Here is a 13,550-nt window from a genome sequence, read left to right as displayed (position 1 = left end):
TTAAATTGTTTTACAGTCCATAATAGGCTTTTAATTTGGTAATCAGTCCAAGCGGATTTTTCGTCAGGTATTGTGAACTGAAGAAAATATCCCCTTTCACCGTATCATATTTCTCATTATATATAAGCTGATCAATGATCTCCTGGGATGTCTGCCACCCGATTTCCGGTGTGCCCAGCTTATAAGGAGAGTGACCAATATACAATTTCACATCGGTATTTGCCACTTCATTGGCCCACCAGTCTACCACCTTGTCATATCGTGCTGCACTTAGTGTCATGCTCCAGTACACTTGGGGTGCAACATAGTCAATCCACTCCTGCTTGATCCATGTCCGTACATCTGCATTCATGCTGTCATAAGCAGTTACTCCGGCCTTTGTATCAGAACCTGTCATATCAACCGATTTGTTACGCCATACACCAAATGGGCTAATGCCATATTCTACGCCAGCTTTCACCTTGTGGATGCTCTCTCCAAGCTGCTTGACGAATTGATTGATATTGTCCCGGCGCCATTCAGCACGGTCACTCGTATTCAATGTGTTGTATGCTTTGAAAGCCGCATCATCATTAAACGTTACATTGGAAGGATAGAAGTAGTCATCCAAATGTACGCCATCAACATCATACTGATTAACCACTTCCATGATGGAATCAATAATATGCTGTCTTGCTTCCGGAATGCCTGGATTAATATACAGTTTGCCTGATGCGTTAACAATCCAGTCCGGATGAAGCTTGGATACATGATTGGCTGCAAGCCCGGTTGTCGTTGCCGAATTAGTAGCCCGGAACGGGTTGAACCAGGCATGGAACTCAAGGCCACGTTTGTGTGCTTCTTCGATCATAAATGCAAGTGGATCATACCCAGGATCTTTCCCCTGTGTACCTGTTAGCACACTATTCCACGGTACAAGACCTGATGGATAGATCGCATCCCCATTGGCTCGCACTTGAACAAATACGGCATTGATCCCCATATCCTTCAACGTATCAAGCTGCTGAATGAACTCCAACTTTTGTTTTTCTACATTTCCTTTGGCACTAGAAGAAGGCCAGTCTCCATTTACAGTCGAAATCCAGGCTCCTCGCATCTCATCTGTATTTGGCGTAGTTCCCGTCCCTCCAGGCTCTGCTGGTGTCACTGGTGTAGGATTGGGAGCATTGCCTGTGTCCAGATTAATCGTCTGCTCAGACTGGTTCCAGGTGACCTGAATTCCCAAGTTCTCACTGACAAATCGAATCGGTACCATGACACGACCTTGCTTCAGTTCTACCGACGCATCAAGATCAACCACGCTACTGTCCACCGTTGCCTGCTGGCGTCCACTCGTCATCGTAATGACTGAATCGGATTTCTTGATCGTAACCGTGCGGGTAGCCTGTGACCAGAGCACAGATGCACCCAGCCCTTCGCTAATGACGCGCAGTGGAACCATCGTTACATTTACTTTGGGCAAAATGTAAGGTGACACATCCGACTCCAAACGCTGACCATCCAAATAAATCACAATTTCCTTTTGACTAGCTGCCTGCGCCGTCAGTCCTGAGGTTTGTAAACCCAGAACAAAAATGAGCAGCAGGATTAATCCGTTACGAAGCTTCATCAGTGCAATCCTCCAAAATAATTATAAATTCGCGGCAAATTCTGCTAGTTTAATAGACGCTCCTAATGATTGTTAAGTTGCGAATTATCGCCAAATTTTGGTCAGAAAAATGCAAAAGGATGCTGCCTACCGTTTTAGCGGCAGGTGCATCCTCTGATTTTGAATGGGTATTCATTGTAATTTTTTCAGTTAAGTCTGGCTTTAAAAAATTAAGATTCTGTATTGCTCATGACATCCTGAATACTTTTAAGATCACGCAGTCGAGTCTCATCCTGGCGGAAATATTCAACCAAAGATTCAATGCAGGTAATGGAATCCCAGCTCAAATGGTGTTCAATCCCTTCAACATCCTGGTAAATGTTTTCTTCCTGAACACCAATCGTCGTCAAAAACTGTTCAAGCAGATGATGGCGCTCCATCAACCGTTTGCCCATCTTTTTGCCTTTTGGCGTAAGCACCAGCCCGCGGTACTTCTCATAGATCAGGTACTCGTCTTTGTCCAGCTTTTGGATCATCTTCGTCACCGATGAAGGATGTACTTCCAAACCTTCAGCTATATCAGACACACGAGCATAGCCCTTTTCATCAATTAATTTGTATATACGCTCCAAATAATCTTCCATACTGGGCGTTGGCATCTGCTTCCCTCTCTTCTCTCTGACCGACAATATTCTTGCCTGATCACTATCTTATAATGATACATGTTATCAATACGCATTGGCAAGTCCTGCACAATTCATTCACTATTTACAGTCCATATAACACTCCTCGTCGCTTAAATTCCTCAGCATTACGCAAGTATTGGCAAGGGTGACTTATCTCTAAACGAGGCAAACTAAGCAAGGTTCCGTATTGAAAGGAGTGATTTCGTGAGTACAAGTGTAGCGCAACCACCCGTTCGCAAAGCAAAAGGCACTAAACCCTTTATTCCCGATTTGGTGTATTTTGAACCCGGTGCGCTGGAATATGAGAAAGGTAAGCGGATTATGGAATGGGTTACCTCCAGAGATATCCCATATCAGATGACGACATCCCATAATCGAATTACCAATCTCCCTGGTGAAACGGAACAGGAAAAGTACCGAATGGCGAAGCGTACTCTTGTCGTCGGCGTGCGTAAAACACTCAAGTTTGACCAATCGAAGCCCTCAGCCGAATATGCCATTCCCATCTCCACAGGCTGTATGGGCCACTGTCATTATTGTTATCTTCAGACAACACTTGGGGCCAAGCCCTATGTCCGTGTCTATGTAAACACCGAAGAGATCATCGAGGCTGCTAAGGGATACATTGAGGAACGTGCACCTGAACTTACCCGTTTTGAAGCAGCATGTACATCAGATCCTGTAGGTCTGGAACATATTACAGGAAATCTCGGTGACCTCATTCGTTTTATGGCGGATGAGGAACACGGACGACTTCGATTTGTAACCAAATATCATCATGTTGATCCTTTATTAAACATCAAGCATAACGGACACACTCGTATCCGATTTAGCGTAAATTCCGATTATGTGATCAAAAATTTTGAGCCAGCTACCTCGCGGTTTGAAGAGCGAATTGAAGCCGCAGGCAAAATAGCTCATGCCGGATATCCGCTCGGATTCATTATTGCCCCAATTATGTGGTACGACGGATGGGAAGAAGGATATAGTGAGCTTTTACAAAAGCTTGCCGATACACTTCCCGAAGAAGCAACCAAGGATCTAACCTTTGAGATGATCCAGCACCGTTTTACCAAAACGGCAAAAGCCACCATTGAGAAGCGATACCCCAAAACCAAGCTGGAGATGGATATCGAAAAGCGGAAAATGAAATGGGGCCGCTGGGGCCAGTACAAATATGTGTATAAAGATGATCAGCAGGATGCCCTGCGGGAATTTATTACCGAGCGCATTTTTGAGCATTTCCCACTGGCCAACATTGATTACTTCACCTAAGCGTAGATCCAGCACTGGCAGCTTTAACAACAGCCATTGATTAAAAAAGCAGGTTACATGAGCCCAGAATTATTCTGGTTTTCATGTAGCCTGCTTTGTTCTTATTTAGAATAACCGTGGAGTAAAGCAAAAAACCTTGTTGATGCGCTAGATAATCATCCAGTCTGGTGTAATTTGCTGTAGCCAGATCGTAATTTTCGTCATCTGATCTGTGAATAACAGCACACCGAGGAACAACATTAATGCGCCTCCAGCTTTCATCATGATATTGGAATAACGCAAGATCCAGCGTGTAGAACCGATGAAAAAGGCCAGAATGAAGAACGGTAATGCAAATCCGGCCGTATAACCCGTAATTAAAGCCAACCAGGTTGTCGGTTCGCTCGCAGCCATCGCGATGATTGCAGTCAAAATCGGTCCAATACAAGGCGACCAGCCTGCCGAGAAACCAATGCCAAAAATAAATGAGCCCAAGTACCCCGCTGGTTTCCATTTCATATCTATCTTGCGCTCTTTCATCAGAAACTGAGGTTTGAACAAACCAAGCAGGAATAAACCCATTAACATAATCAAGATCGCAGATAATTGACGAATGAGATCACGGTTATCATTGAAAAATTGGCCAAACAATCCAGCTCCCAGTCCGAGCGAATAAAACACAGCCGAGAAGCCCAAAATAAATGCCAGCGTATGAGTCAATGTCTTGAAGCGAACTTCACGCTGATTACGCTCATCCTTCAACCGTTGTACCGTCATCCCCGTAATGTATGAAAGATACGATGGATACAGCGGAAGACAGCATGGCGATATAAACGAAGCTAATCCTGCTACAAAAGCCAGCCACACATTAACATCAGGCATGAAGCGGATGTCTCCCTTCCCTGGGGGCTCACTTGCTCACGTTCAAACTCAGGCTCGGAACCCTTTTTTTCCAATCATCGTAAGAATCAGCATCATAATAAGCAAAAGTACAATTGTTGCTCCTGGTGCAAGGTTCCAGATCCCGGCCACAACCAGTCCGATGACCACAGCAATTTCGCCAATGACCACGGACAATATAATCGCCGATTTGAAACTTCGTGCCATCAGCAAGCTTACAGCTACCGGAATGGTCAGCAGTGCGGATACCAGCAATGCGCCCACGATTTTGATCGCCGTACTAATGACAAGGGCTGTCATCACGGTAATCAACATGTTAAGCAGTTTCACGGGCAATCCGGTAACCGCCGCGGCATCCTCTTCAAAGCTGAGCAGGAAAAACTCCTTATGTAACAGTGCTACAACGATGACCACGATTAGCGTGACCACACCGACCAGCTTCAAATCCGTGGAGTCTAGTGTATAAATACTGCCGAACAGGTAACTCATAACATCTGTATTATATCCTTTGCCCAGCGTGAAGAACAATGAAGCCAGCGCCACCCCACCGGACATGATTATCGCGATCGATAACTCGGCATAACTTTTGTACGCCTTGCGCAGTTTCTCTATTGCAAATGACGCAAGCACGGCAAAAATAAGCCCCACCGCAATCGGATACACTTCAATCAGGAATCCAAGTGCAACCCCGGCGATAGTTACATGAGACAAAGTATCCCCAATCATGGATAACCGGCGCAGCACCAGGAACAATCCGATTAATGGTGCGGTGATGCCGATTAGCAGTCCCCCCGCCAACGCCCGCTGAAAAAAATCACTCATTAAAATTTCCAAAACACACACGACTCCTTCGGCCTTGCTCTAATCTGGTTGCGCACTCGCGTCTAACGTACCTGGGTGGTGGTATGCTGCAAATTAGTCTCGGCGCAGTCTTCCACCTCATGGGAATGACGGACATGGAAATGTATTTTTCCGTTTGTCACTGCTGCTTTGGAACCGAGATAACTCTCCATCCGGTCCATATCATGTGATACCATCAAGAATGTCATCCGGTGGTGTTCATGCATATGGGTAATCAATTCGAAAAAGCTGGCCTGGGATTCGGCGTCGATACCCACCGTCGGTTCATCCAGAATTAGCAGGTCAGGATGATTAATAAGCGCCCGCGCCAAAAACACACGCTGTTGCTGTCCGCCGGACAGTTGTCCGATCCGTTTGTTCGCCAAATCCTCAATCCGCATCACCTGCATAGCATCTGTGCACTGCTGCTGACATTTACGAGACATTCGGCGAAACATATTCTTGTTATTATACAAGCCAGACATCACAACTTCCCGTACCGTCGCAGGAAACAATGGGTTAAACGCATTTTTTTGCGGAACATAGCCAATCCGTTCCCAATCCTTGAATCGGCGGATCGACTGTCCGAATAGCTTGATATCTCCCTCAGCTGGAGGCAAAAGTCCAACCAACATCCGCAGCAATGTCGTTTTGCCCGCCCCGTTTGAACCGATAATTCCGACAAAATCCCTTTCCTGGACCATAAAATCAAGATTTTCAATTACTCGCTGGTCACCGTAGGAAAATGATAGTTTCTCGATCTCTATGATTGGATCATGACACAATGGCATGATTTGCTGCATGGCAAAGCCGCCCTTCATTATATATAAGGATCAAACGAATCCTTCAGTCTATCTTATTTTAATGCGATCAGCAGATTTTGCAAATTTTTCTCCATCAGGGTGAAATAATCATCCCCGTTGGCAGCCTGTTCTTTGGTTAAACCTTCAACCGGATTCAGGACCATAGTCTCTACACCCGCCTCATTGGCAAGAGTTTTCGCCAGTTTGTCAGATACCAGCTCTTCGAAGAAAATGTATTTAATCCCTTCATCCTTCACCAACTTGGCCAACTTCACAATATCTTGGCCTGTAGGCTCAGCATCTGGAGAAAGTCCCATAATGGCATGCTGGGTCAACCCGTAATCACGTGCAAGGTACCCAAAGGCTTGGTGCGATACGACAATTTCCTTGTTGGGTACGTTGGACAATTCATCCGTAAAGTGTTGATCCAGTGTTTCCAACTTGGTCCGCAACTCTTCATAACGTTGTTCATATCCTTCTTTATGTGCAGGGTCTACTTCAACCAAGCTGTTTTTAATATTCTCAGCCATTACCATTGCCGATTTTGGACTTACCCACGTATGAGGGTCCACATGATGGTCTGCGATGTCCTCTGCATTAGCTTCATCTGCATGTTTGTCGCTATGTTCATCCACCTGTTCTTCACCATGACCGTGTCCATCATCACCTTCAGCAGTCAATAGAGTAACCCCTTCACTGACTGCAACTGACTTCACCTTGGTATCACTATTCAGTGACTTCAGGAAGTTGGGGACCCATCCTTCCAGACCAGCACCATTGTATAGAAACAACTCGGCTTTGGATGTATTCACTATATCTTGGCTCTTCGGCGTCCAGTCATGTGGTTCAACACCAGTTGGCAGCAAATTAATGACATTTGCATCTTCTCCGCCAATAGTCGAAGTAAACGCATAGACAGGATAGAAACTCGTGATGACGTTCACTTTGCCTTCCACCAGCTTGGCACTCTCCGAATTATTCTGACCGCATGCTGACAATATGAGCAAACTAAGAACAAGCAGACCGCTGAGCAACAATTTTATATGCCTTCTTCTACCTGACACTAAAGTCCGGTTTACCTGGTCTAGATTTCTTCCATTATAAAGTTTCACTAGTATTCACTCCGCATCTCTTAATCGTAAACATTACTGAAAGAATTATAGGTAACCTGCTCGAACTTGTCAAGCCGCTCTGTCCTATTCATTCTTTCCTTGAGCACGGAGTTCATAACAGTATATGCTTGTTTTCTTCGCATCAGATCCGATTTCATCCCAAAATAAAAAGTGACCCGATTCGCATCGAGCCACCTTCTATACAACTATATAAATCAAATCCTTGGTTGCACGGGTCAAATTCTTATTTCACTTGTGCACCATTAGGCATATTATCAGGCACTGTTGCCAGTGTAAGCTGGTCGCCATGAGACGCTGCCAGGATCATGCCCTGGGACAGTTCACCGCGCAATTTCACAGGCTTGAGGTTCGTCACACAGATGACTTTGCGTCCAACCATATCTTCAGGTGAATAAAACTTCGCGATTCCTGATACAACCTGACGTTGCTCATAGCCAAGATCCAGCTGCAACTTCAGCAATTTATCGGCTTTCTTGACTGGTTCACAGGCAATTACTTGAGCGACACGAAGTTCCACTTTAGCGAAATCATCAATACCGATCTCTTCTTTGCCTTCTGGTGCTGTGACAGGTTGAGCCGCTTCCGAAGAGCCTCCAGCATCAACTTGAGCTGCCTCAGGCTGCACTTCAGCTTTTTTACCCCCAGTCATCGCTTCAGCAATATATGCAATCTCCTGTTCAGAGTCCAGACGCGGGAAGATTGGATCACCCTTCTGCAAAGCGTTTCCAGCCGGGATAACGCCCCATTGCTTCGCTGAATCCCAAGCCGTCAGTTCACCTTCTTGGATGCCGAGTTGTTCCCAGATTTTGCGCGGAGCACGTGTCAAGAACGGTTGCAAGAGGATGGAAGCAATCCGCAAGCTTTCAATCAGATGCGACATTACCGATGCCAGTTCATTGCGTTTCGCTTCATCACGAGCCAGAGCCCAAGGCTGAGTCTCGTCAATGTATTTGTTACTGCGGCTAACAAATTGACTGATCGCTGTTAGTGCTACGGAAAATTGCAGGTTTTCCATAGCCTGCTCCACTTTCTCCACAGCAGCAAGACCCGCTTCTTCAAGAGATGCATCAAATTCAGTTACACCAGAAGTAAATTCAGGCGCTTTGCCTTCGAAATATTTGTCCACCATGGCTACCGTACGGTTCAACAGGTTTCCAAGGTCATTGGCCAGATCGGAGTTTACACGTTCTACAAAGCTTTCTGGAGTAAATGTACCATCTGAACCAAATGGAACTTCACGCAGCAGGTAATAACGCAGTGCATCCAGACCATAACGGTCAATCAAGGTTACCGGGTCAACGACATTGCCCTTTGATTTGGACATTTTGCCGTCTTTCATCAACAGCCAACCGTGAGCGAATACTTTCTTCGGTAAAGGTAGGTCTAACGCCATCAGCATAATCGGCCAGTAAATCGTATGGAATCGAACAATTTCTTTCCCTACCAGATGTACATCTGCTGGCCAGAATTTGTTGTACAGCGATTCGTCGGATGATCCATAGCCTAGAGCTGTAATATAGTTGGACAACGCATCAATCCATACGTATACAACGTGTTTCGGATCACCTTTAACTTTGACACCCCATTCAAAAGTTGTCCGGGATACAGCCAAGTCTTCCAAACCCGGCTTGATGAAGTTGTTGATCATTTCATTTTTACGGGACTCCGGCTGAATAAAGCCTGGATTCTCTTCATAATATTTCAGCAAACGATCAGCATACTTGCTCATCCGGAAGAAGTAAGATTCTTCTTTTACCAGCTCCACCGGATGTCCGCTATCCGGACTTTTGGCCGAAATAATTTCACCATTGTCATTCTTCTCCACATCAACCAGCTGGGTTTCCGTGTAATAGGTCTCATCCGGGATACTATACCAACCTTCGTACTCACCTTTGTAGATATCCCCTTGTTTCAACAAACGGTCAAAGATATCCTGAACCACTGTTTTGTGGCGTTCTTCCGTCGTACGAATGAAGTCGTCATTGGAAATGTCCAGTTTGTTCCACAGTTCCTTGATGCCCACAACGATGTCGTCTACAAAAGCCTGCGGTGACTGTCCTTTCTCCTGTGCCTTGCGTTCAATCTTCTGTCCGTGTTCATCGGTTCCTGTTAAATAACGAACTGCATAGCCGCGCAGACGTTTGTAACGAACCATGGCGTCACCCGCTACAGTCGTGTAGGCGTGCCCGATATGCAGTTTGTCACTCGGATAATAAATCGGTGTTGTCAGATAAAATGTTTTTTGATCAGCCATAGATGACTTCTCCTCCTTCGTATGGTCCTGCTTTTTCATTGCATTTGCCTAAAAAAGAACACAAAAAACTCTCGTCCCTGTATGGGACGAGAGTTGCTCTCACGTGTTACCACCCAAATTCCCCGTGCTTTTCACAAACCACAGGCTCTGTCGGTCCTTCGACCGCCCATTAACGCTGGATCACGCCTCAGCCTTACGACAGCCGTTCTAATCAACGTCTGCACGCTCGAAAGAGGTTCCTCCGGGACCATATTCCATCCTCCTCCCAGACCGGTTCTCAGCTCATCCGGCTCTCTGCACTGGGGGTGTGTCTGTACTTATCCCTTCACTGGAAATCATTATAGAAGTTGTTCAAAAAGTCCAATTTTGATTACGAATGATGCCTAGTGGCATCATCAGCATCGAATATGAAATTCAGCCGAAATGTCCGTTACTCACGTAGTTTCCCTACGCTCCGCTACTCCATTTCTAGCTTCATCCCCTCTTCTTGGTACTGAAAACCAAACTTTTTGAACAGCTGTACATACCAAAAATATACTGAAATACTGCCTCCTTTGTCAAGTGGACAGCAATCTTAAATCAACTCAATCCGGCAAAAATGACCATTGAATTGTTAATCCGATACCATCACAGTCTTTTCAGCCTTCGGCGGCACCAGATCCACTCCACCTGGATGAAACGGATGGCATTTCGCAATACGCTTTGCCGCAAGCAATGATCCTTTGAACGCACCGTGCACCTCAACCGCCTCCATCGCGTAAGCCGAACAAGTGGGATAGAAACGACATGTCGGCGGCTTCAAAGGAGAGATATAGCTGCGATACACCCGAATGGGAGCCTGAACCAGTCTGCGGGATAACTTCATCGTCAGTGCTTCCCGTGAGTGTGCTGATGACCAGATGACACTTTGGCCGGCATATGGTCAGCACAGTCCTTACAGTACCCGAAAACTTCAAATTTATGATCAACAACCTGGAATTGCTCAGGCGCATCTGCGAGCTGCATTGGGCAAAAAACGATTGGATATGTCTTTTGGCATTTCAGACAGATCATATGGTGGTGATGGTGATCCTCGCTGCAATGTGCTCTGAACTTCACCCCATCTTCAAAGATGACCTGCTCCAGCACACCCAATTCTTGCATGACACGCAAATTCCGGTACACCGTGTCAAAACTCAGTCCGCTGTAAGTTTTACCCATATATTCATAGACGTCCTTGGGTGTCAAATACCCAGGGGATTCAGCAAATAACCGGGCCAGTGTCTTCCGCTGATCCGTAATGCGGAGCCCCTGCGAGGACATGGTAGTAATAATCTGTTCTGTCGACAGCATGATCTAAAGCACCTCCTGTCATTCGAGCATTATGCATAACTCCCAGAGAGCGAGTTCCATTCCAGCGATACTTAGAACGAAATGGTTTTATTCGTCTAGGTAATGTACCCGTTAACCTGTGGAATCAATTTATGCAAATGCTGATACTTATGCTTGATTTATATACTACTAATAATGCCTTAAATGAAGTTCATAGTCAACGAACGAACCTGGGCCCGCCGTCGCTTCAGTCACAATTAAAAAGGACCCCATGAACATGGAGTCCTTTCCTGACGGTTCAGATGTTTAATCCTTCGGGCGACTTTTGGGGTGACAGGATATATAGCATAAACCGTCCGTTCCTGGTAAAAGGTGAAACAATTACTTCTCTGTCGGAAGCGGTGTGAACAGCAAGTTGACAGGAAGGTTGCTTCCTGGTGCAGCCGAGAACACAATCGTTACAGCTTCGCCATACGAACCTGTACGATAGAGTACACTTTGTTCATTTGGTGCACTTAAGGATTTGCTGCCATTCGAAATCTGCACAACCTGACCATTAACGAGTGCTACACCCGAGTATCTACCACCACGAGGGTTGAATGAGATCAGCGTGCGCGGAGCCACATTGTTCAGTGTGATTTTGTAAAGTACGCCGAAGTTACCTGCGTTAGAAGCTTCCGTATAGGCCATAGGGTCTGTGCCGACCAGGTTCGGGTCACTTGCATTATCCCCGAGCGGCAGACGAGCGGGCTTCGAACCTACTTCTTGGTCATACGTAATGACACGTGTTGCATTCGGATACGTACCACGGTTGTGCACACCATCACGATCCAGAACAGGCAGTGTGGACCATACAGCCATCGGATCTTTATTTTCTTCGATCATGATAATGTTATAATCCAGCCTGTAGTCGCTGAAAACATCAGAATAAAGTGAAATTACTTGCCCTTGCTTCATAGGAAGAGCATTGAGTTCAGTAAGAATCAATTTGCTCTCTCCTGGCTGCAACACAACATTCAATTTTCCAGTGCCATCTTGCATGGAATGGAACCAACGCTCAATCGATAACCTTCCGGCTACTGTTGCGAATGGCGAAGGACCCGCGAAGCCCATATTTTGCTGCTCTAGTGTTGATGCGTACATATTATTATTCGTAGCAACAACGTACATTTTCACATTTTTACCGGTGTTATTTACATGGTGAATCATGAAACGGGTCTGACCGATTGAAGACTCTTTGTACACAATCCCTTCCAAATTAACGGTTTCTGGGCTGTTACTACGAATCAGTACACTTTGCTCATCGTAATAAGTGTACGGAACTTTCTCCATGGCAGGAACTTCACTGCCGTTGAAGCTGAACTTATCACCTACCGGCGTGAACAACTGATTAAAATCAGAGATAGTATACAGTGTTTCATTTGTGATATTGACATTCTTGGTATAGCTGTTACTAGCACCATGTTTGTCCGTAACGGTAATTGTTACTGTCTTTGGTCCCGGAACAAAGAATGCCAGAGCATTGTTTTCCCATACGGTTTTCACAATAGCGTTTTCATCATCGGTGCTTTGATCAATATAAGTGATCTTTTCACCCATTTTGTACTCTTCCTTGTCTGTCGTAAACATCGCTACAGGGGGAAGATTCGGTTTTTGAACCTGAATCGTAACAGAGTACGGATCACTCCATTGTCCGCTTGAATCCTGGACAGCATACGTTACCGTATATGTTCCTGGTTGGTCAAACGAATCCTGACGGCCAGTCCAGCGCTCGTCTACGATGTCCAATCCCTTTGGAGAGCTGGATTTAGTGTTGTAGGTCACCGTATCTCCTACAAAAATCTCTTTTGGTACGGTGAAGCTGGCTACCGGTTTTGTATTCAGGTTCAGTACAACAGTCTTGGCAGATTGATTAACTTTATAAGTAATATTGAGTGCCTGAGTAATCGACGTCAGTGGCACCATGAACGTATTTTTTTGTTGATAGGCAGGGCCTTTCATCGTTCTGGATTCACCGTTAACAGTGTAAATGCTACTATTTGTTTTGAAGCGAAGCTCATCTTCGCCACTAATAATAATGGTTTCTTTGGTTGTATTGTCATATTTCACTTCATAACCAACCCGATCAACCAGTGCGCGGATCGCTACATAAGATACTCCATTTTTAACAGCCATCGGCTGTCCGGCAAGATATGTTTTGCCGTCTTGCACCATTTTGTTGCTGTTCATATAAAGTGTCAGATCTCCGCCTTTACTTCCGGCTACAGATTGACCACTTGTGGATGGTTGCTCTACCTCAACTGGAGCTGTTGGAACTGTTGTTTCCTCTCCCGCATCCTCTTCATCAGCAGGGTCTATAACAGGGTCAATCGGAGTAACATCTGTACCGGTAGGTTCATTCGTCACCGGGTTTGTTCCTTCGACTGCATTGTTATCATTGTTATCAGGCTGTTTTGTATCTGACCCAGACTTTACATCCGATTCCGAGATTGTTTGTTCTTTCTTCACAACCTCCACGGATTTAACATTGGCTGTATTTGTTGTTGTTGTATCACTTTGATCGGCTGCTAGTGCATTCGCTGGAATCGCTGCAAACGCTTGGAATACAGCTAAAGTGGTAAGTATGGATAATTTCTTCTTCAAATTCATTCTTTGTCTTTGGCTCCTTCTGCTCCCATTTTATAAATATCCCCCTCAAAAAGTCATACTATTAGACGCTTAGTACCGGGAAAAGTTGCTAAAAATATTTGATAAGAATTGTAAACATTTAATAGAGCGAAA

At 45.4% G+C, this 13,550-nt stretch carries 11 protein-coding genes; 1 reads left to right on the top strand and 10 read right to left on the bottom strand.

What is annotated here, in order from left to right; translation table 11 throughout:
- Positions 1–10 precede the first annotated feature (10 nt).
- Both DC345_RS16525 and mntR read right to left on the bottom strand, forming a co-directional pair.
- Entirely contained in the window at positions 11–1,609 is a 1,599-nt protein-coding gene (locus DC345_RS16525; RefSeq protein ID WP_113053996.1) for a family 10 glycosylhydrolase, read from the bottom strand.
- Between the two features lie 209 nt (positions 1,610–1,818).
- Complete coding sequence (mntR, locus tag DC345_RS16520) at positions 1,819–2,247, bottom strand: transcriptional regulator MntR (RefSeq protein ID WP_076291863.1); 429 nt, start codon at positions 2,245–2,247, stop codon at positions 1,819–1,821.
- A 231-nt stretch (positions 2,248–2,478) separates the two neighbouring features.
- On the opposite strand from mntR, the gene splB reads away from it, so the two are divergent.
- Positions 2,479–3,549 (top strand): spore photoproduct lyase, encoded by a 1,071-nt coding sequence (gene splB / locus DC345_RS16515; protein WP_076291862.1) that lies wholly within the window; start codon positions 2,479–2,481, stop codon positions 3,547–3,549.
- A 147-nt stretch (positions 3,550–3,696) separates the two neighbouring features.
- On the opposite strand, the gene DC345_RS16510 is transcribed toward splB, so the two are convergent.
- The 8 genes from DC345_RS16510 to DC345_RS16475 form a co-directional block, all read right to left on the bottom strand.
- Positions 3,697–4,410 carry a cytochrome c biogenesis CcdA family protein gene (locus DC345_RS16510; RefSeq protein WP_113053995.1) on the bottom strand — a complete coding sequence of 238 codons (714 nt, stop codon included), beginning with the start codon at positions 4,408–4,410 and terminating at the stop codon, positions 3,697–3,699.
- Between the two features lie 48 nt (positions 4,411–4,458).
- Positions 4,459–5,262, bottom strand: a complete 804-nt coding sequence (locus DC345_RS16505) for a metal ABC transporter permease (protein WP_024631018.1) — start codon at positions 5,260–5,262, stop codon at positions 4,459–4,461.
- Between the two features lie 50 nt (positions 5,263–5,312).
- A complete protein-coding gene (locus DC345_RS16500) occupies positions 5,313–6,071 on the bottom strand; it encodes a metal ABC transporter ATP-binding protein (RefSeq protein ID WP_076291860.1) in 759 nt (252 codons plus the stop codon).
- A gap of 53 nt (positions 6,072–6,124) precedes the next feature.
- Entirely contained in the window at positions 6,125–7,108 is a 984-nt protein-coding gene (locus tag DC345_RS16495; protein ID WP_258530692.1) for a metal ABC transporter solute-binding protein, Zn/Mn family, read from the bottom strand.
- A 319-nt stretch (positions 7,109–7,427) separates the two neighbouring features.
- Complete coding sequence (gene metG / locus DC345_RS16490) at positions 7,428–9,458, bottom strand: methionine--tRNA ligase (protein ID WP_397333673.1); 2,031 nt, start codon at positions 9,456–9,458, stop codon at positions 7,428–7,430.
- Positions 9,459–10,071: 613 nt separating this feature from the next.
- A complete protein-coding gene (yidD, locus tag DC345_RS16485) occupies positions 10,072–10,323 on the bottom strand; it encodes a membrane protein insertion efficiency factor YidD (protein ID WP_113053993.1) in 252 nt (83 codons plus the stop codon).
- Positions 10,324–10,325: 2 nt separating this feature from the next.
- Positions 10,326–10,790: a Fur family transcriptional regulator gene (locus tag DC345_RS16480; RefSeq protein WP_113053992.1), complete on the bottom strand. Its 465-nt coding sequence runs from the start codon at positions 10,788–10,790 to the stop codon at positions 10,326–10,328.
- A 360-nt stretch (positions 10,791–11,150) separates the two neighbouring features.
- The gene (locus DC345_RS16475) at positions 11,151–13,418 is read right to left on the bottom strand and encodes a stalk domain-containing protein (protein WP_113053991.1); all 2,268 of its coding nucleotides are present in this window, start codon (positions 13,416–13,418) and stop codon (positions 11,151–11,153) included.
- Between the last annotated feature and the right edge of the window lie 132 nt (positions 13,419–13,550).

Source organism: Paenibacillus taichungensis (assembly GCF_003287275.1).
GTDB lineage: Bacteria > Bacillota > Bacilli > Paenibacillales > Paenibacillaceae > Paenibacillus > Paenibacillus taichungensis_A.
This window is presented reverse-complemented; position numbering and strand designations above follow the sequence as displayed.

Coding starts and splice junctions, on each gene's coding strand:
- DC345_RS16525 (WP_113053996.1), bottom strand. CDS start 1,609: ATGAAGCTTCGTAACGGATTAATCCTGCTGCTCATTTTTGTTCTGGGT.
- mntR (WP_076291863.1), bottom strand. CDS start 2,247: ATGCCAACGCCCAGTATGGAAGATTATTTGGAGCGTATATACAAATTA.
- DC345_RS16510 (WP_113053995.1), bottom strand. CDS start 4,410: ATGCCTGATGTTAATGTGTGGCTGGCTTTTGTAGCAGGATTAGCTTCG.
- DC345_RS16500 (WP_076291860.1), bottom strand. CDS start 6,071: ATGCAGCAAATCATGCCATTGTGTCATGATCCAATCATAGAGATCGAG.
- metG (WP_397333673.1), bottom strand. CDS start 9,458: ATGGCTGATCAAAAAACATTTTATCTGACAACACCGATTTATTATCCG.
- yidD (WP_113053993.1), bottom strand. CDS start 10,323: ATGAAGTTATCCCGCAGACTGGTTCAGGCTCCCATTCGGGTGTATCGC.
- DC345_RS16480 (WP_113053992.1), bottom strand. CDS start 10,790: ATGCTGTCGACAGAACAGATTATTACTACCATGTCCTCGCAGGGGCTC.
- DC345_RS16475 (WP_113053991.1), bottom strand. CDS start 13,418: ATGAATTTGAAGAAGAAATTATCCATACTTACCACTTTAGCTGTATTC.